At 42.3% G+C, this 17,260-nt stretch carries 20 protein-coding genes and 2 riboswitches; of the genes, 12 read left to right on the top strand and 8 right to left on the bottom strand.

The features are described from left to right. Positions 1–21 precede the first annotated feature (21 nt). Entirely contained in the window at positions 22–300 is a 279-nt protein-coding gene (locus tag C6Y03_RS10140) for a DUF3889 domain-containing protein (protein WP_223250494.1), read from the bottom strand. Positions 301–599: 299 nt separating this feature from the next. On the opposite strand from C6Y03_RS10140, the gene tapA reads away from it, so the two are divergent. The 3 genes from tapA to tasA are packed head-to-tail and all read left to right on the top strand — an operon-like array spanning position 600 to position 2,609. After that, the gene (gene tapA, locus C6Y03_RS10135) at positions 600–1,127 is read left to right on the top strand and encodes an amyloid fiber anchoring/assembly protein TapA (RefSeq protein ID WP_106039251.1); all 528 of its coding nucleotides are present in this window, start codon (positions 600–602) and stop codon (positions 1,125–1,127) included. A gap of 51 nt (positions 1,128–1,178) precedes the next feature. Beyond that, on the top strand, positions 1,179–1,751 hold the full coding sequence (gene sipW / locus C6Y03_RS10130; protein ID WP_066031752.1) for a signal peptidase I SipW: 573 nt from the start codon (positions 1,179–1,181) through the stop codon (positions 1,749–1,751). A gap of 57 nt (positions 1,752–1,808) precedes the next feature. Beyond that, positions 1,809–2,609, top strand: coding sequence for a biofilm matrix protein TasA (gene tasA, locus C6Y03_RS10125; protein ID WP_106039250.1), 801 nt, complete (start codon positions 1,809–1,811; stop codon positions 2,607–2,609). A gap of 67 nt (positions 2,610–2,676) precedes the next feature. Here the strand turns inward: tasA and sinR are convergent, their stop codons facing one another. The 4 genes from sinR to C6Y03_RS10105 all read right to left on the bottom strand — a co-directional run bounded on the left by sinR (position 2,677) and on the right by C6Y03_RS10105 (position 5,875). Then, positions 2,677–3,012 carry a transcriptional regulator SinR gene (gene sinR, locus C6Y03_RS10120; RefSeq protein WP_095285385.1) on the bottom strand — a complete coding sequence of 112 codons (336 nt, stop codon included), beginning with the start codon at positions 3,010–3,012 and terminating at the stop codon, positions 2,677–2,679. 33 nt (positions 3,013–3,045) lie between these two features. Continuing rightward, a complete protein-coding gene (locus C6Y03_RS10115) occupies positions 3,046–3,210 on the bottom strand; it encodes an anti-repressor SinI family protein (protein ID WP_106031001.1) in 165 nt (54 codons plus the stop codon). Positions 3,211–3,392: 182 nt separating this feature from the next. After that, positions 3,393–4,190 carry a YqhG family protein gene (locus C6Y03_RS10110; protein WP_034661279.1) on the bottom strand — a complete coding sequence of 266 codons (798 nt, stop codon included), beginning with the start codon at positions 4,188–4,190 and terminating at the stop codon, positions 3,393–3,395. 14 nt (positions 4,191–4,204) lie between these two features. Beyond that, a complete protein-coding gene (locus tag C6Y03_RS10105) occupies positions 4,205–5,875 on the bottom strand; it encodes a DEAD/DEAH box helicase (RefSeq protein WP_060596833.1) in 1,671 nt (556 codons plus the stop codon). A gap of 250 nt (positions 5,876–6,125) precedes the next feature. Further along, a riboswitch (glycine riboswitch) is annotated at positions 6,126–6,233 on the top strand. Between the two features lie 3 nt (positions 6,234–6,236). Next, positions 6,237–6,332: riboswitch (glycine riboswitch) on the top strand. Positions 6,333–6,436: 104 nt separating this feature from the next. On the opposite strand from C6Y03_RS10105, the gene gcvT reads away from it, so the two are divergent. The 3 genes from gcvT to gcvPB are packed head-to-tail and all read left to right on the top strand — an operon-like array spanning position 6,437 to position 10,347. After that, positions 6,437–7,534 carry a glycine cleavage system aminomethyltransferase GcvT gene (gcvT, locus tag C6Y03_RS10100; RefSeq protein ID WP_106039249.1) on the top strand — a complete coding sequence of 366 codons (1,098 nt, stop codon included), beginning with the start codon at positions 6,437–6,439 and terminating at the stop codon, positions 7,532–7,534. A 16-nt stretch (positions 7,535–7,550) separates the two neighbouring features. Then, positions 7,551–8,897 (top strand): aminomethyl-transferring glycine dehydrogenase subunit GcvPA, encoded by a 1,347-nt coding sequence (gene gcvPA, locus C6Y03_RS10095; RefSeq protein WP_106039248.1) that lies wholly within the window; start codon positions 7,551–7,553, stop codon positions 8,895–8,897. Continuing rightward, positions 8,890–10,347, top strand: coding sequence for an aminomethyl-transferring glycine dehydrogenase subunit GcvPB (gcvPB, locus tag C6Y03_RS10090; protein WP_106039247.1), 1,458 nt, complete (start codon positions 8,890–8,892; stop codon positions 10,345–10,347). The genes gcvPA and gcvPB overlap by 8 nt, the downstream gene beginning before the upstream one ends. Before the next feature lie 44 nt (positions 10,348–10,391). Here gcvPB and C6Y03_RS10085 read toward each other — a convergent pair whose 3' ends face one another. Beyond that, entirely contained in the window at positions 10,392–10,772 is a 381-nt protein-coding gene (locus C6Y03_RS10085) for a rhodanese-like domain-containing protein (protein WP_024718853.1), read from the bottom strand. A gap of 220 nt (positions 10,773–10,992) precedes the next feature. Between C6Y03_RS10085 and C6Y03_RS10080 the strand changes: the two genes are divergently transcribed. The 3 genes from C6Y03_RS10080 (at position 10,993) to C6Y03_RS10070 (ending at position 13,501) form a co-directional block, all read left to right on the top strand. After that, entirely contained in the window at positions 10,993–11,829 is an 837-nt protein-coding gene (locus tag C6Y03_RS10080; RefSeq protein ID WP_003216009.1) for a lipoate--protein ligase family protein, read from the top strand. An 85-nt stretch (positions 11,830–11,914) separates the two neighbouring features. Continuing rightward, the gene (mntR, locus tag C6Y03_RS10075) at positions 11,915–12,349 is read left to right on the top strand and encodes a transcriptional regulator MntR (RefSeq protein WP_003215946.1); all 435 of its coding nucleotides are present in this window, start codon (positions 11,915–11,917) and stop codon (positions 12,347–12,349) included. Positions 12,350–12,625: 276 nt separating this feature from the next. Next, positions 12,626–13,501 (top strand): patatin-like phospholipase family protein, encoded by an 876-nt coding sequence (locus tag C6Y03_RS10070; RefSeq protein WP_060596829.1) that lies wholly within the window; start codon positions 12,626–12,628, stop codon positions 13,499–13,501. Here C6Y03_RS10070 and C6Y03_RS10065 read toward each other — a convergent pair. Beyond that, the gene (locus C6Y03_RS10065; protein WP_060596828.1) at positions 13,498–13,893 is read right to left on the bottom strand and encodes an SA1362 family protein; all 396 of its coding nucleotides are present in this window, start codon (positions 13,891–13,893) and stop codon (positions 13,498–13,500) included. The two genes, C6Y03_RS10070 and C6Y03_RS10065, sit on opposite strands and share 4 nt — an antisense overlap. A gap of 38 nt (positions 13,894–13,931) precedes the next feature. Continuing rightward, positions 13,932–14,888: a DUF1385 domain-containing protein gene (locus C6Y03_RS10060; RefSeq protein WP_106039246.1), complete on the bottom strand. Its 957-nt coding sequence runs from the start codon at positions 14,886–14,888 to the stop codon at positions 13,932–13,934. Positions 14,889–15,110: 222 nt separating this feature from the next. Between C6Y03_RS10060 and C6Y03_RS10055 the strand changes: the two genes are divergently transcribed. The 3 genes from C6Y03_RS10055 to C6Y03_RS10045 all read left to right on the top strand — a co-directional run bounded on the left by C6Y03_RS10055 (position 15,111) and on the right by C6Y03_RS10045 (position 17,247). Then, positions 15,111–15,644, top strand: a complete 534-nt coding sequence (locus C6Y03_RS10055; protein ID WP_106031007.1) for a YqhR family membrane protein — start codon at positions 15,111–15,113, stop codon at positions 15,642–15,644. A gap of 101 nt (positions 15,645–15,745) precedes the next feature. Continuing rightward, positions 15,746–16,189, top strand: coding sequence for a type II 3-dehydroquinate dehydratase (gene aroQ / locus C6Y03_RS10050; RefSeq protein WP_003215787.1), 444 nt, complete (start codon positions 15,746–15,748; stop codon positions 16,187–16,189). Beyond that, on the top strand, positions 16,186–17,247 hold the full coding sequence (locus C6Y03_RS10045; protein ID WP_106031008.1) for a M24 family metallopeptidase: 1,062 nt from the start codon (positions 16,186–16,188) through the stop codon (positions 17,245–17,247). The genes aroQ and C6Y03_RS10045 overlap by 4 nt, the downstream gene beginning before the upstream one ends. Positions 17,248–17,260: the final 13 nt, after the last annotated feature.

Genomic DNA, 17,260 nt, shown 5'->3' with positions numbered 1-17,260 from the left:
AGGCGGTTTTTTTATGCCCCTTTAGCTGTATTCTTCCACAACTATCACTTTATTGACCTTGTTTGAGTAAGGGTTATAAGAAATAGTGACAAATACCCCAAATTCTTTGGCGTGGTCTTTTAACGTAATATGATACTGTTTCACAGATTCCTTCTCACGATGACGGTCCCATACTTTTTGTTTGAATAAGACTTGTGCCAGCGGATATCGTTTCTTTGCTTCTTTGACTGCCCGTGTTTCCCATTGATCTGCGGCGGCAGTGAAACCTTTCGCATCAGCAGGATTGGCGTCGTATATCATAGGGCCCAACAATAAACTGAGCAAGATTAACATCTTTCCATATTTCACTTCACATCACCTCACCTGTTATTATTCTGACCAAATGCTGCACTTTTATGTAAATTTTTAAGAAGTACAAATGTCACACAAAAAATTATTGAATACGGCGAAAGAATGAGAAAATGGAAGAATTTTCTCGTAATAGTTCTTGTTTAAGAACAAAATGGACTAATTTGACGTTTTGGGTTTTATAGGTATTTCCTTATACTGTATGTAATCGTTCTTATTAAAGAACAATCGTTCAAGGAGTTGGAGAATGAATGAAACAGTCGCTCTTTGTACTCTTTTGTACCATTTGTTTGATTTTTACATCTCTTTTGATCTCAACAACGAACGCTTCTTTTAACGATGTTGAGCACTCAAACTTTGTCATGAAAACATGCGAAAATTTTGAACAGACGGATCAGCATTGTCAGCCTACCAAATGGGATAGAAGTCATTTGGAACTCATCGATCAAACGATGAACAAAGGAACAGTCTGCGCGCCTCAAAGCTTGAGCATGACATTAAAAAATAGTGGACAATCTATTGCACACTCTGAATGGAAATGGGAATTACATAAAGTGAAAAGTGAGCAGAAGCCGCTACAAGATGGTCATATTCTTGCAAAAGGCTCTATACAGTCTCTTCTTTCACAAGAAACAACGACTGTCACGACAGATAAAGCAAAAACGAATGGAATCTATGTGTTTAAAATCTATTATCCTAAAGGTTTTGGTGGATCTGAAGAAGCATTCATATGGTCTAAACATATGCAGCTCGCAAAGTGTCAAGAAAAGGCATCCTAAATGGAGCTGTCTTCTAAAGGAAACAATGATAGGCGAAGGGGAGAAGAGGTCATGAAAAAATGGATGAAGATGTCTGGAAGTATTCTTTATGTGGTGGTGTTCACGGTGATGATTGCATGTATTATTGTCGTATTGTCTTCAAGAACTACTGGGGGAGATCCTCAGATTTTCGGTTATCAATTCAAGCAAGTATTATCTGGATCAATGGAACCAGAATTTTCGACTGGCTCACTCATTGTCGTAAAAGAAGTGACTTCACCGGAGGCGCTTAAAAAAGGAGATATTATCACGTTTCAAACGAAGCAGGACCAGTCTTATGTGACCCACCGAATTGTTGGGGTGAAAGGAAAGGGAGCAAATAAAGCCTTTGAGACGAAAGGTGACCACAATATGTATCAGGACGGCACGCTAGTAAAAGCGGATCAGGTGGCTGCGCAGTATACGGGTGTGAACATTCCTTATGCAGGAAAGCTTCTATCGTATGCAGGGACTTCGGCTGGAACTGCGTTGCTGCTCATTATACCAGGTGTGATGCTGCTCGTTTATTCCACTCTTCATTTTGTGGGCGCTGCAAAACACCGAAGACACACGGCTGATTTACATATGTCAGAGGAACAAGCTTAAATTTTCGTTTGTAACCTAATTAGGTTTCAATAAAACAATTTATTAGGGGGTTCATTCATGGCAAAGAAAAGATCAATTCGTTTAGGTGTATTATCAGGGGCTTTAGGCCTTGCATTAATCGGCGGGGGGACATGGGCGGCGTTTAACGATGTAGAAACGGCAAACGCGGTCTACTCGACAGGAGAGCTGGATTTATCAGCAAAAGAGAACTCCGGCGCCATCAACCTTGCGAACTTAAAACCTGGTGATCGGATCAAGAAAGAATTTCATTTTGAAAATAAAGGATCGCTTGCGATCAATCAAGTGCTGATGAGTCTTGATTACAGCCAGTTTCAAGACGGAGCTTCCGCGAAGAATGGCGGTAAGAATACAGCTGAAGAATTTCTCAGCCAGTTTCAGGTGAGTGTTCTTACGGTTGGAGCCGAAGGTGGAAATGGTTATCCGAAAAATATTATCTTAGACCATGCAAACCTGCTTGACTTGCATCAACTAACGTCAAAACATGATCAGACCGCATTTGAAAAGCTTCGTCATGCCGTCGATGAGAAGTTTTTACATGAAAGTGGGAAGATTAATGTAGCAACTGTTGATGGAACAGTGGCTCCAGAGTATGACGGCATTCCAAAGAACCCGTTTGATTACGATAAAATGGAAATGATCATTGAATTTGTCAATGACCAGACGAAGGATAAAGCTGGTCACTATATCCAAAATAAATACCAAGGCGATGCGATTCAAATTGATCTATCCTTCGAAGCGACTCAGTGGAATGGTTTAACGATCAATCCCAAAAAGCATACGGATGAAAAAGGCTACGTGAAAGAAAACGAAAAAGCACACAGCGAAGATAAAAAATAAAGCCAGTCTTTAGACTGATATCAAGCTCTGCATAGCAATTGGAGGAGTATGCGCTAAAATGTGCGCTTTACTCCTCTTCTTGATTTTTTTTCCAGATTTGATAATCTAAAAATTCACGAAATTGCTTTTTCGAAACCCCTGATGTCATTGCATCTCGAACTAGTTTTTCCCATTCACTATCTAATTGACCATCGTATTCGGTTTCATCTTTTTCGTGTAACAGTGTATGAACCGAGACGTCCAGAACAGCGGAGACTTTTTCAAGAAATTGAATGGAGGGGTTTGTTTGCAAGTTTCTTTCTATTGAGCTTAAATAAGACTTCGCTACCCCAGCCTTTTCGGCCAGTTCTGATAGTGAGTAGCCTTTTTCATTGCGGTATTGTTTAATACGCTGGCCAATCAATGTCATCACCTTCCTTTCGATATTATAGCACATTCAGAAAGGTTTGATAGAATGACTTCTTACCAGAGGGTGAGACTCAGAGGACTTTTCACTTGATTTGAGGAATTGACGGACTTCTTCAACTGTTAGCCCTGCTTTACGAGCTTCAAGTAATAATTCAATCCATTCACTGTCTAATATGTTCGTTTTCTTTTCCATACAAATACCCTCCTAAAATACTGAATCATGTATTTCAGGCACTTAACGCATGAAATGGAAAGACACAGGTGGTAAGACCTCATAGTTTGCTTGCGTCATTTTTCCGCCCAATACAAACAGACAAACGTTGCTTTTGGCTGATCGAAAATTGTATGTCACATGAAAGGGAGGGGACCTATGGGTCAACCTCCTCTTTTTTGCTGTAAGTAAAAAAGTCCGCCATTTTCAATCGTAAGACTGATTTTTGGTTCGTATAAAGTTTTGAGTGCTTGTCTTTCTATTTCATATTCTACAGACGTGTCTGAAGTCCCTTCATAAAATTGGTTTAAAAGTTCAGTGTCTTCTTTCCATTTTTGAACAGCTCTCACCGCCCAATTGTCTGGTTCCTCATGGGCGTAACGCTCCATTAGACTATAGAGCCGTTTGACTCCGCTTTCTGGCTTGATCATTGTACTCATTGTAAAGCAATAATCGGGAATTTGAGATGACAGCTCACGGGTTTCCAGCTTTTCTTGAAATTGTTCAACGACTTCTCCGCGTATTAGATGAAGTCCTAGTGATAAAAGCTTATCCTTCTTTCGATCTGCGAGATAAGAAATTTTCACATTGAGACCAAGCCATGGCTCGAGTGCGATCTGGTTGTTCGTGAGCGGAGTGACTCGTTCATAGAGACGGATAAAACGGCCCTGCTGTTTGACAGCTTCAAATATTTGAAATAAACGAGGGGAGCCAAAGTGGATAAATTCACCCTCAATCGTATCATCCACTTTTTTTTGATCGGTGATGAGGGTCAATTGCCGCGGCTCTGGTACACCACCAGTTTTTTCAAGCCAGTGCCAATAAAAAGGGCGGTTCATAATCAATTTATCCATATCGATGGTTAGTTGTACGGTCATATGTCCTGCACTTTCTTCTAGTATGTCGCATTGATTTGCCTGAAAGAAACGGAGAAGAAAGGTATGTATGTCACGCTGCTCCATTGATCAACTCTCCTTTATGAGCCTTGCTGTCTTTTTTCTAAAAGTGGTGTTTTTGCTTCTGATAAATAGGAAGCAAACTGGGTTAATTTCTTTTTCATGTCTCCGTCTGATTCGTGCTGAAAGAGAATCTGATGTAGTTCTGTTTCGGCATCTTTGATATCTATTCGCGTTAAAATATCATCTAGATCGCCAATGACGTTTTCAAACAGCTGAATTTTTTCATATAAAAGCTTTAAGATATGTTCCTCAACGGTTCCGTTTGTTGCCATATTGTAAATGTGGACATCTCGCTCTTGTCCAAGGCGGTGGATACGTCCAATTCGCTGTTCTAGACGCATCGGGTTCCACGGAAGATCGTAGTTGATGATTTGGTTACAAAACTGAAGGTTGATTCCTTCGCCGCCCGCTTCTGTCGCAATTAACACTTGCGCCCGTTCTCTAAATAAATCTTTCATCCAATCTTTTTTGCCCCGCTTAAAGCCGCCTCGAAAAGGAACGGAGCTGATGCCATTTTGCTGAAGAAACCATTGTAAATATATTTGTGTCGCGCGGTATTCGGTGAAAATAATGACCTTTTCATTTAACTGCTGAATAAGCTTGACGACTTCAAGCGCCTTTGTGTTTTGCTGAACTTGATTGATTTTCTCCATAATTTGCGCTATAGCAGAAGATCCAAGGATATGTTTTTCATCTTCCTGCATTTTTTTAATCGTCATATAGACCGCCTCGCGGCTTGAACAGCATTCACGTTCCAAGGTCATGATGGAAAACATGTGCTTTGTATAAGACGGGTTCTCTTTCAGCTTGCAGATTTCATCATATAAAGCTTGTTCCGTTGGAGAGAAATCAATGGAAATCGTTTTGACATGCCGTTTTGTCCACTCGATGCCCGTGTCTTGCCTTCGGTTACGAATCATCACTTTATTCACAAGCTGTTTTAATCGGTCGTGGTCTTCAAGCTGTAAATCCTTTTTGGCAAAGACATCTTTAAACTGATGTTCATTCCCGAGGTGGCCTGGCTTCAGAAGGGAAACGAGATTAAATATTTCTCCGATACGGTTTTGGATAGGTGTCGCTGTCAGCAGCAGGCAGAATTTCTTATTTAGATTTCTCACAAATTCATAGTTTTTCGTTTTATTGTTTTTCAGTTTGTGTGCTTCATCAATAATGACCATATCGTAGGCAATTGATAAAATGGTGTCTCGATGCGGCTGTCTTTTGGCTGTATCAATGGAGGAAACCACGACGTCACACTGCTCCCACACGTAGCTCTTTTTTTGTTCAACAGCATCAATGTAAAATTTCGTCCGCAGCTCCTGTACCCATTGAGACACAAGGGAGGCGGGGACAAGTATGAGAATTTTTTTTGCAAGTCCACGAATCATGTATTCTTTGATAATGAGTCCTGCTTCTACGGTTTTTCCAAGTCCCACTTCATCTGCTAAAATGGCTTTTCCGTTCATCTCTTCTACGACTCTTCTGGCTACTTCAAGCTGATGTTTTAAAGGCGTGAATGCAGGCAGGTGCGCGGGAGCTTGCAGTCCTTCAAATGAATCAATGGCTGTGACTTTTTGGACCTGCGTCGCTAAACGGTACATTTCCCAGTTCGCCCAGGGGCCGTCTGCTGCAAGCCGCTGCTGAAATTCACTTGCCCATTCCTGATCAAAAATCGTTTGAATATTCAATGTGATCGCCTGCCTTTCTAATAGGTTAATGATAAAATTGTTCTGTATTTAAACGCTTCATTTTTTAAGAGGTCTTTAAAAGACTAGATATATGAATAAAAGCGAACAATAGTGAATGTTTGTTTAAAAAATGTTAATGATTTTTCTGTTGCTCTTCATCCGTTTCTAATGGTAGGATGTTGGTAAGTGATCTAGAAAATAAGTCACCCATTTTGATAGTATGTCCAATAAATGTGAAGAATATGAGCGGATGATGGTATGGGGAGAGACTTGGCGGTTATTTAGCACTGGCAGGCGCCGAAGGAGCAAGCTGAATCGTTTCAGTGAATCTCTCAGGCAAAAGTACTCTTACCGGACGCAACTCTGGAGAGTGTTTGCTCATCGTTTTTTAGCAAACCACCAAAGGGGAAAACGCACAATGATGTTGTGCTGTAAACTTTCAGGTGCAAGGACAGAGACTTCTTTTTGATAAAAGGGAGCGCTCTGTCCTTTTTTGCTGCGATTTTTTTCTGAAAATTCAGCTTGTGATCTGCACTGAAAGAAAAAAGGGGGAAACGATTGATGTTGAAACGAACACCGCTTTTTCATGCGTATGAAACGTTTGGCGCAAAAACCATTGACTTCGGGGGCTGGGAACTACCTGTCCAATTTTCTTCCATTAAAGAAGAACATGAAGCTGTTCGAACAAAAGCAGGGCTTTTTGATGTGTCTCACATGGGTGAGGTGGAAATCAAAGGTCAAGATGCCCTTCCTTTTTTACAAAGGTTATTAACCAATGATGTGTCTAAGCTGACAGACGGTAAGGCACTATATACAGCCATGTGCTATGAAGATGGCGGGACGGTGGATGATCTGCTCGTCTATCAAAAAGAAAAGAACAATTATCTGCTTGTCATTAATGCATCAAATATTGAAAAAGATGTGGATTGGCTGCTTCAGCATCAAGATGAGAACGACGTATTGATCCAAAATGTCTCGGATCAAATCGCCTTGCTAGCCCTTCAAGGACCTCTTGCTGCTGGCATTATGAAAGATGTGGCGGATGAAGAAGTGACGTCACTCAAGCATTTTACATTTTTATCAAAAGCTGAGGTCGCTTATAAAGAAGTGCTTGTTTCGAGAACGGGCTACACAGGGGAAGACGGCTTTGAGATCTACTGCCAGTCAGAAGATGCGGTCCACATCTGGTCGGCTTTATTAGAAGCAGGCGAGCCAAAAGGGTTAATACCGTGCGGGCTCGGTGCACGTGACACCTTGAGATTTGAAGCAAGACTTCCGCTTTATGGCCAGGAGCTGACAAAGGATATCTCTCCATTAGAAGGCGGGATTGGCTTTGCTGTCAAAACGGATAAAGAAGCCAATTTTATTGGCAAAGAAGCGCTCAAAAAGCAAAAAGAAGAGGGAGCGAAGCGAAAGCTTGTCGGCATTGAAATGATCGATAAAGGGATTCCGCGCACAGACTATCCGGTCTTTTCAGGAGAAAAGCAGATTGGGGTTGTCACAACGGGCACACAATCTCCAACATTAAAGAAAAATGTTGGGCTTGCTTTGATCGAATCTTCTCAGGCGCAGCTTGGAACAGAGGTGGAAGTACAAGTTCGCAAAAAACGCCTAAAAGCTAAAATCGTCTCGACACCATTTTATAAAAGAGCCAAATAACGAGGGGGAATAGAGGATGAAGCATAGGTATCTGCCGCAAACAGAGCAAGATCAAAAAGAAATGCTGGATGTCATCGGCGTTCAGTCGATTGATGAGCTTTTTTCAGATATCCCAGAAAAAGTGAGATTTAAAGGAGCATACAACATTAAACCAGCCGCATCTGAAACAGAGCTTGTAAGGGAATTATCCCGATTAGCTGCAAAGAATAAAGATACGGTTTCCTATGCATCGTTTCTTGGTGCCGGTGTATATGATCATTACCAGCCTGTTATTGTTGATCATGTCATCTCACGTTCTGAATTTTATACAGCCTACACACCTTATCAGCCGGAGATTTCGCAAGGTGAATTACAGGCCATTTTTGAATTTCAAACAATGATTGCTGAGCTGACGGGTATGGATCTTGCTAACTCCTCGATGTATGATGGCGGGACGGCATTAGCTGAAGCGGCGATGCTGGCTGCGGGACATACAAAAAAGAAAAAAGTGGTTGTTTCTGAAACGGTTCACCCTGAATCAAGAGCAGTGCTAAAAACATACGCCAAAGGACAGCACATCGAAGTTGTTGAAGTGCCTGCGAAAAAAGGGCAGACGGATCTAGCAGCATTAGAGAAGGCCGTCTGCGACGATACAGCAGCAGTTCTTGTGCAATATCCAAACTTTTTTGGTGTCGTCGAACCGTTAAAAGACATTGAACCTATTGCGCATAAAGGGAAAAGTCTGTTCATTGTCTCAAGCAATCCGCTTGCACTCGGGTTACTGACGCCGCCAGGAAAACTTGGGGCAGACATTGTCGTTGGTGATGCACAGCCGTTTGGCATTCCAGCAGCGTTTGGCGGACCGCATTGCGGATATTTTGCTGTGACGAAAAAGTTGATGCGAAAAGTGCCAGGTCGTTTAGTGGGGCAGACAGAAGACGAAAATGGTGTTCGTGGGTTTGTGCTGACCCTTCAAGCGCGTGAGCAGCATATTCGGAGAGATAAAGCGACGTCCAATATTTGTTCGAATCAGGCATTAAATGCATTAGCCGCTTCCGTTGCCATGACAGCACTCGGAAAAACAGGCATCAAAGACATCGCCTATCAAAACGTGCAAAAAGCGCACTATGCTAAGACGCAGGCAGAAGCATATGGACTGCTTGCTGATGTAGAAGGGGCCCATTTTAATGAATTTGTGATCAAATTACAAGAGCCTGTGAAAGAAGCCAATAAACGATTGCTTGAAAAAGGAATCATCGGCGGCTATGACTTAGGGATAGACTACCCAGAGCTTCAACATCACATGCTTGTCGCCGTAACAGAGCTAAGAACGAAAGAAGAAATTGATACGTTCATTAAGGAATTGGGGGATCGCCATGAATAAACAAGATCAGCCGCTTATTTTTGAATTATCCAAAGAAGGAAGAATTGGTTATAGCCTGCCTGATTTAGATGTACCTGAACAGGAGATCCCGTCTTTATTTGATGACACGTATATCCGTCATGAGGATGCTGAGCTTCCTGAAGTATCTGAGCTTGATATCATGCGTCATTATACAGCATTATCAAGACGTAATCATGGGGTCGATTCCGGATTTTATCCTCTTGGCTCTTGTACGATGAAATATAATCCTAAGATTAATGAAAAGGTCGCACGCCTTGCAGGCTTCGCGCAAGTCCATCCACTACAGGAGGCAGACACTGTGCAAGGTGCATTAGAGTTACTCCACGACCTGGGTGCTCATCTTGAAGAAATTATTGGGATGGACGCTGTGACATTACAGCCTGCGGCAGGAGCACACGGGGAATGGACAGGACTCATGATGATCCGTGCGTACCATGAAGCAAGAGGAGACCATAAGCGAACAAAAGTCATTGTGCCTGATTCTGCCCATGGAACGAACCCGGCATCTGCGACAGTGGCCGGATTTGAAACCATTACCGTCGCATCTGATACGAATGGGCTTGTTGATTTAGAGGACCTGCGCCGTGTTGTCAATGAAGAAACAGCTGCTTTAATGCTGACGAATCCGAATACACTCGGCCTATTCGAAGAAAATATTTTAGAAATGGCTGAAATCGTTCATGGAGCTGGCGGTAAGCTTTATTATGACGGAGCCAACTTGAATGCCGTTTTAAGCAGAGCAAGACCGGGGGATATGGGATTTGATGTCGTTCACTTAAATCTTCATAAAACCTTTACAGGTCCACACGGAGGCGGAGGCCCTGGTTCAGGTCCTGTTGGTGTAAAAAAGGATTTGATTCCGTACTTGCCAAAGCCGGTACTTGTGAAGAAGGAAGGCCGCTTTTACTTTGATGATGATCGACCAGAATCAATTGGCCGCGTGAAGCCGTTCTATGGCAACTTTGGCATTAACGTCAGAGCATATGCGTACATTCGCTCTATGGGTCCAGACGGCCTAAAGGCTGTAACGGATAATGCCGTGTTAAATGCGAACTATATGATGCGCCGCTTAAGTGCTCATTTCGATTTGCCATTTGACCGTCACTGTAAGCATGAATTTGTTCTTTCAGGTAAACGTCAGAAAAAATTAGGTGTGCGGACACTCGATATTGCCAAACGATTACTTGATTTTGGCTATCATCCGCCAACGATCTACTTCCCGCTCAATGTAGAGGAATGTATCATGATTGAACCAACTGAAACAGAATCAAAAGAAACTCTTGATGCCTTTATCGAAGCGATGATTCAGATTGCCAAAGAAGCAGAAGAGAATCCAGAAGTGGTACAGGAAGCGCCGCATACGACGGTCGTCAAACGAATGGACGAAACAAAGGCCGCGCGGAATCCAGTCCTCGTTTTTGAAAGATAAAGAAAAAAAGACTCAGGGGGATCACGCTCCCAGAGTCTTTTTTGTTAGTTCTTCGTTTTGATGCGGCCGCCCCATTTTTTAAAGCCGCCTTTTAAATTATAAATCTCACGACAGCCGTTTTTACGTAAAGTTTGAGCTGCTTTTCCGCTTCTTAAATTGTTTTGGCAATAGAGATAAACAGGCTTGTCAGGACGAATTTCATTTTTGCGCTGCTTTAGCTGGGAAAGGGGGATGTTTCTGGCCCCTAAAATATGTCCGCCTTCAAACTCATTTGGCTCTCTCACATCAATGAGTTGAGCTTTGCGGTAACCTTTAATAAATTCTGCTTCCGTCAGCGTTTTCATAATGCGCTGCTGATAAATGTAGCTGCCGATGGAATAAAGAACGAAAAGTCCACAAAGTGAGAGGACGATATAGTTGAATATTGACAATACAACTCGACTCCTTCTTGAGCATCAGCACAGTAGCCTGTCTGATGGTACGTTTTAGACAAATACTATTATAGTAAAGCAAAAGAAACTTGTCATCATAAATGGTAAGAATTATTTTCAATTCGTTCCCTATTTGATAGACTGATGAAGAGAGAAAACCGGTGGCCATCACCATCATCTAACATTGACTACGTAAAAGAGAAGGGATTTTTATATGCAAAAAGAGAAATGGTGTTTCATTGATACAGGAAATCAAGACCCTGCCTTTAACATGGCAATGGATGAAGCCTTGCTTTATTGGCATAGTGAGAAGCTCATCCCGCCTGTCATCCGTTTTTATGGATGGAATCCGGCGACATTGTCTGTGGGGTATTTTCAGCATGTTGAAAAGGAAATCAACATGGAAGCAGTCGAGCGCTATGGTCTTGGGTTTGTCCGTAGACCAACTGGAGGGCGGGGGGTTCTTCATGATCAGGAGCTGACCTACAGCGTGATTGTGTCAGAGGAACATCCAGAAATGCCAGCGACGGTGACAGAGGCATACCGCGTCATTTCAGAAGGCATTTTAGAGGGCTTTAAAGAACTGGGACTCGATGCATATTTTGCCATTCCTCGTACAGATAAAGAAAAAGAAAGCTTAAAAAATCCAAGATCGTCTGTATGCTTCGATGCTCCTTCCTGGTATGAGCTTGTCGTAGAAGGCAGAAAGGTAGCAGGCAGTGCTCAAACGAGACAAAAAGGAGTGATCCTCCAGCACGGCTCCATCTTAATTGACCTTGATGAGGACAAATTGTTCGATTTATTTCTTTATCCAAACGACCGTGTGAGAGAGCGGATGCAGCGGAGCTTTAAAAACAAAGCGGTCGCCATCAATGAAATCTCAGACCGAACTTGTACAATAGACGATGCGCGTGTTGCGTTTAAACGAGGATTTGAAAAAGGGTTAAATATTGAGCTTGTGCCTTATGAGCTGACAGATGAAGAATTAGCGTTTGTCCATCATCTCGCCAAAACGAAATATGCCTCAGACGAGTGGAATTACAAGCGTTAAGACAGTGGACACTCCTTGTTTTTTAATGGGCGATGGTGTAGAATTGTTATGATTATTAAGTAAAGGTGCATTATGGAGGGGTTTTATGACTACACCTAGTATGGAAGATTACATTGAACAAATATATATGCTGATAGAAGAAAAAGGATATGCCAGAGTCTCTGATATTGCAGAAGCACTCGCTGTCCATCCCTCCTCTGTAACAAAAATGGTTCAGAAGCTAGATAAAGATGAATACCTCATTTATGAGAAGTATCGTGGTCTAATTTTAACCCCGAAAGGCAAGAAAATTGGAAAACGTCTCGTATACAGACATGAACTGCTAGAGCAATTTTTAAGAATCATTGGTGTAGATGAAGAGAAAATTTATGATGATGTAGAAGGCATTGAACATCATCTCAGCTGGAACAGCATTGACCGCATCGGCGATCTTGTTCAATTCTTTGAAGAAAACGACGAGCGATCTGTTCAGCTGAAAGCGATTCAAAAGAAAAACGAACAAACAAATCAAGAATCTTAAGAAAAAGGACACCCTTAGCAAGGGTGTTCTTTCATATTGTTGACAAAGGGCTAAAATGATTTTTATTTTAGCCCTCTGTCTTCTTTTCAGCGTGATTTGAAAACCTTTGCAGTCTAGGAAGGGCGAGTACCGGAGCGCAGACCTGAAACCGAATGCGAGGGTTTGTCCGCGCGCTGAAAGGACACCCTCAGCATGGGTGTCCTTTTTGATTAAAGTTCTAATTGAAAGCATATGCTCTTACACTATTAATAGCGTGATATCAAAGGGGGCTCCTTGATGAAGATAGATGGTGTGTTCTCAGGTGGAGGCATTAAAGGGGCAGCACTTGCGGGTGCCTATGAAGCGCTTGAAGCGAGAGGATATCAATTTGTCCGCCTTGCTGGTACAAGTGCTGGAGCGATCATTGCTTCATTCATCGCAGCAGGTTTTACTAGTCAGGAGATTCGGGAGCTTTTAGATGAAATGGAGGAACATCACTTGCTTGACAGGAGATGCCAATTCATTCCGTTTCAAATGCTCAGGTGGGTATCCATTTACTGGCGCCTCGGTCTGTACAAAGGCGACCGGCTGGAAAAATGGCTGACAGACGTTTTAAAACGAAAAGGGGTTACCGTATTTGGAGATCTCAAAAAAGATTCGCTGAAAATTGTTGCCTCCGATTTAACAAATGGGAAAATCCTCGTGCTGCCAGACGACCTTCCTTCATACGGCTTAAATCCAGAGCGCTTTTCCGTTGCAAGGGCGATTCGGATGAGTTGCAGCCTGCCGTATTTTTTCGAGCCTGTCAAACTAAGGTCATCAAAAGGCATTTGTACCATTGTGGATGGAGGAGTGCTTAGCAATTTTCCAATTTGGTTGTTTGCGGAAGAGAAAAAAAGACCGTTCGTCGGTGTCACATTAACCCCAAACGAAAAAGAACGCCCTCAACACTCCATCCGCAATGCGTTTGAACTGTTTGGCGCTCTTTTTGAAACGATGCGTGGTGCTCATGACGAAAGACACATTGCCACAAAACACGAACGTCATGTTATTTTTATTCCTGTAGAACACGTCATTGCCACTGATTTTCATCTGAAGACAGAAAAGAAAAAGGCGCTTGTCGATCTAGGCAGACAGAAAGCCGAGCAATTTTTAAAAAGCTGGACATTTTAAAACAAGGCGCGATTTTTCTTTTTGTTTTTCTTGCCTTCAATCACAGTTAACTGTGTTTGGCTTTTCTTTTTGAGAAGGACGGGCTTAGACTTGTGGTCAGTCGGCACGCTTCGCAAATGAGTGACCCGATTTTTCATCTGGCTTTTCGTTTTTGGTTTAGGCTGCTGGTAGCGACGTTTTGATTGTTTGACTGCTTTACGATAAAGATTGCCCTCTGTTCCAGTTCTTCGATTCATCAGCCATCTAAATAGGAAAAATAGAGCCGCTCCAATGATCACAACTGATAGCAGCATTGTAAAAAGTCTGCCTGGATTCGTTGTGAGTAAATACACAAATCCCAAAACACCTAAAGCGAAAATAATGGTAAAAGCAGGATGTACTCGGCGATTCATAACTGTCCACCTCCGAAGGAATTTACCGGATTTATAAGTTAGATCACTTGATGAGCAGAATCTGATGCTTGTTTCTCAGACGCTTCCTCTAAACGAAGAAGTTCATTAAAACTTGCAATGGCTACCTCGACTTGATCGTCAGAGGGTTCTTTTGTTGTGAGCAATTGCAGCCAAAGGCCAGGATAGCCAAGCACTTTAAGCACAGGCACTTCTCGGAGTTTGTTCGTGAGCTGAAGCACTTCAAATGAAATGCCCAGAACAACCGGAATGAGCGCCAAGCGATTCAGAACTCTCACCCATAAAGGATCTGTCGGTACGAGTAAATAGACGAACATTCCAACAATGACAGTGAATAAAATAAAGCTGCTACCGCATCGATAATGCAGCCGTGATTGTTTTTGTACATTTTCCACTGTGATGTCAAGATTCTGTTCATAGCAGTTTATGACTTTATGTTCTGCGCCATGATATTGAAATACCCTTTTAATTAAAGGGGTCATGGAAATAAAGTAAATGTAGCCTAATAACAGGACCAGTTTAAAGAATGTTTCCACTGCGATTTGTGCGAAATTCCCTGAAAAGACGGGCCGCACCAGTTCAGCTAAAAAGACAGGTACTAGGGTAAAGACAAATTTACTAAAGAGAAGAGAGAGAACTCCGATTACAGCAATGCCGAAAATCATGGATAATTTCGAGCTTTTTTGTTCTTTTTCAAGAGTATGATCTTCTGAAGGATCTAAGTCATAGCGCTCGCTGGAGAAGTTCAAGTGCTTACTGCCATTTGCGCTTGCTTCAAGAAGTGCAGCAACACCCCTGACAAAGGGAATTTTCTTGAGAAAGGCGGTTCGTTTATTGGAGGTCCGGGGAAGCTTCAAAAACTCAATGGACTGATCCTTTCGCCGAATCGCTGTCACATAGTTCTTTTTACCTCCAAACATGACACCTTCGACAACTGCCTGCCCTCCATATGCTGGACGTTTTGTTTGATTGGACATATTTCATCAACCTGCCTGTTTCCTGTAATTTACATGCATTTCCTTGTACCTTTATTGTACAGGAAATGAGGGGAAATCACTAGCGCACAGGTCGATTATCTACTAGAATTCTATCTACCTCTTTTTAGCCAGTATACCCTGTTATAAAAATTTTACACTCACGGATGGAAATCCTTTTTTTTATGACATTTTGGACATACTACTTGCTGGAGGTGTTCACAAATGAAACGTGATGAAAAGAAAAACCAAGAAGAAAAAAATCAGTCTGTACAAACGTCATCGCTGTTGGCAAGAGCAGCTGCGACAGGCTTTGTTGGCGGTGTTTTTTGGGGCTTTATCGGGTTTCTGACCCATATGTTTCATTTCTCAGAGGTGAGTCCCAATATGCTCCTTCAGCCATTTGTGCTCGGAGAGTGGAAAAAGGGAGGACTTGGCACTTTTATTAGTATTGTGCTTTTAGGGGTTTTATCGATTGGAGCAGCCTTTATTTATTATGGGGTTTTAAAACGAATCAAAGGCTATTGGATGGGGCTGATATATGGCGCGCTTTTATGGCTGCTCGTTTTTTACGTATTTAATCCGATTTTCCCAGATGTAAAGCAAGTCCAAGATTTGCAGCAAAGCACCATCGTCACGACATTTTGCCTATATATTTTATATGGCATGTTTGTCGGGTACAGTATTTCGTTTGAATATAATGAATTAACGAGTCAGAAGCTTGCAAGGGCTCTCGGGAAAAGACAGAATAAAGTGTAAATCACCTATTCATATGATAAAATATTTTTGGAAACGAAAGGTTTCTAATGAAAAAGAAACAGATCTCGATATAGATTGAATTAGGGTGAAGGAGTGGTTGTATGCCTCATTTTCTTGTGCTGAATGGGCCCAATTTAAATAGGCTTGGCAAAAGAGAGCCGGCTGTTTACGGAAGTAAGACGCTGACAGATTTAGAAACGGATTTGTTCCAGTTTGCAGAAAGAGCCAATATCCAGTTAACGTTCTTTCAATCGAATCACGAAGGGGATTTGATTGATGCGCTCCACGAGGCAGAAGATCAGTACGATGGAGTCGTGTTTAACCCGGGTGCTTTTACACACTACAGCTATGCGCTGAGAGATGCCATTGCAAGTATTTCTTTATCCGTCGTCGAAGTACATATCTCAAACGTTCATAAGAGAGAGGAATTCCGCCATCATTCTGTACTTGCTCCAGTATGCCAAGGGCAAATCGTTGGTCTTGGTTTAGAAGGGTATAAATTGGCGATTCGTTATTTAGTGAGTGAAGGGGGAGCAGTATCATGAAACTTGAAAAGTTAAAAGCACTTTTATCTGAATTAGAGATCGATGGTCTTGTCATTACGAGCAGCTTTAATTTACAGTACATGACCAGCTTTACTGGCTCAGCCGGTCTTGCAGTTGTTTCAAAGGACCAGGCAGCTTTTATCACGGATTTCCGTTATACAGAGCAAGCGAAGGACCAAGTAAAAGGCTACGACATTATTGAACATAAAGGAAACATCGTGGAAACCGCAGCCCAAACGGCAAAGGAATTTGGGATAAAACGCCTTGGGTTTGAACAACATCATATGACATTTGCCACGTACCAGCAGTATGCAGATAAAGCAGGCGATATAGAGCTTGTTCCGGTCTCAGAATCAGTTGAAAAGTTGCGCTTGATTAAGTCTAGTGAAGAGATTAAGATATTAGAGGAAGCTGCGAAGATTGCAGATCACGCCTTTGATCATATTCTCACTTACATCAAGCCGGGCTTGACGGAAATTGCTGTCATGAACGAGCTTGAATTTTTCATGAGAAAAGAAGGCGCTGAAGGATCTTCATTCGATATGATTGTCGCCTCAGGTGTTCGTTCAAGCCTGCCGCACGGAAGAGCGAGTGAAAAGGTGATTGAATCTGGTGATTTAGTCACACTCGATTTTGGTGCTTACTATAAAGGTTATTGTTCTGATATGACAAGAACGATTGCTGTCGGCACACCGAGCGATAAGCTAAAGGAAATTTATCATATCGTATTAGAAGCAGAAAACGCTGGTGTGGATAGAATCAAGCCAGGCTTAACAGGAAAAGAAGCTGATCGCATCACACGTGACATCATTGAAAAGTATGGCTATGGTCAATACTTCGGGCATTCAACTGGCCACGGGCTAGGGATGGAAGTACATGAAGCGCCAGGCCTTTCCTCACGATCAGAGGTCGTCTTAGAAGAAGGAATGGTCGTGACAGTTGAGCCGGGAATTTACTTGCCGGATGTCGGCGGCGTGAGAATTGAGGATGATATTGTCCTGACAGCTGACGGCAATAAACGATTGACCCACTCACCGAAAGAACTTATCATATTATGATGGTGAAATGTAG

Origin of the sequence: Bacillus sp. LNXM65 (assembly GCF_002998575.1) — a bacterium.
GTDB lineage: Bacteria > Bacillota > Bacilli > Bacillales > Bacillaceae > Bacillus.
This window is presented reverse-complemented; position numbering and strand designations above follow the sequence as displayed.

What these genes read in the sequence shown, in the direction of transcription:
- mntR (WP_003215946.1), top strand. Translation starts at nt 11,915, where the DNA reads ATGACTACACCTAGTATGGAAGATTACATTGAACAAATATATATGCTG.
- tasA (WP_106039250.1), top strand. Translation starts at nt 1,809, where the DNA reads ATGGCAAAGAAAAGATCAATTCGTTTAGGTGTATTATCAGGGGCTTTA.
- sipW (WP_066031752.1), top strand. Translation starts at nt 1,179, where the DNA reads ATGAAAAAATGGATGAAGATGTCTGGAAGTATTCTTTATGTGGTGGTG.
- C6Y03_RS10065 (WP_060596828.1), bottom strand. Translation starts at nt 13,893, where the DNA reads ATGAATCGCCGAGTACATCCTGCTTTTACCATTATTTTCGCTTTAGGT.
- C6Y03_RS10070 (WP_060596829.1), top strand. Translation starts at nt 12,626, where the DNA reads ATGAAGATAGATGGTGTGTTCTCAGGTGGAGGCATTAAAGGGGCAGCA.
- aroQ (WP_003215787.1), top strand. Translation starts at nt 15,746, where the DNA reads ATGCCTCATTTTCTTGTGCTGAATGGGCCCAATTTAAATAGGCTTGGC.
- gcvPA (WP_106039248.1), top strand. Translation starts at nt 7,551, where the DNA reads ATGAAGCATAGGTATCTGCCGCAAACAGAGCAAGATCAAAAAGAAATG.
- C6Y03_RS10140 (WP_223250494.1), bottom strand. Translation starts at nt 300, where the DNA reads ATGATATACGACGCCAATCCTGCTGATGCGAAAGGTTTCACTGCCGCC.
- tapA (WP_106039251.1), top strand. Translation starts at nt 600, where the DNA reads ATGAAACAGTCGCTCTTTGTACTCTTTTGTACCATTTGTTTGATTTTT.
- gcvT (WP_106039249.1), top strand. Translation starts at nt 6,437, where the DNA reads ATGTTGAAACGAACACCGCTTTTTCATGCGTATGAAACGTTTGGCGCA.
- C6Y03_RS10045 (WP_106031008.1), top strand. Translation starts at nt 16,186, where the DNA reads ATGAAACTTGAAAAGTTAAAAGCACTTTTATCTGAATTAGAGATCGAT.
- C6Y03_RS10055 (WP_106031007.1), top strand. Translation starts at nt 15,111, where the DNA reads ATGAAACGTGATGAAAAGAAAAACCAAGAAGAAAAAAATCAGTCTGTA.
- C6Y03_RS10110 (WP_034661279.1), bottom strand. Translation starts at nt 4,190, where the DNA reads ATGGAGCAGCGTGACATACATACCTTTCTTCTCCGTTTCTTTCAGGCA.
- gcvPB (WP_106039247.1), top strand. Translation starts at nt 8,890, where the DNA reads ATGAATAAACAAGATCAGCCGCTTATTTTTGAATTATCCAAAGAAGGA.
- C6Y03_RS10115 (WP_106031001.1), bottom strand. Translation starts at nt 3,210, where the DNA reads ATGGAAAAGAAAACGAACATATTAGACAGTGAATGGATTGAATTATTA.
- C6Y03_RS10080 (WP_003216009.1), top strand. Translation starts at nt 10,993, where the DNA reads ATGCAAAAAGAGAAATGGTGTTTCATTGATACAGGAAATCAAGACCCT.
- C6Y03_RS10060 (WP_106039246.1), bottom strand. Translation starts at nt 14,888, where the DNA reads ATGTCCAATCAAACAAAACGTCCAGCATATGGAGGGCAGGCAGTTGTC.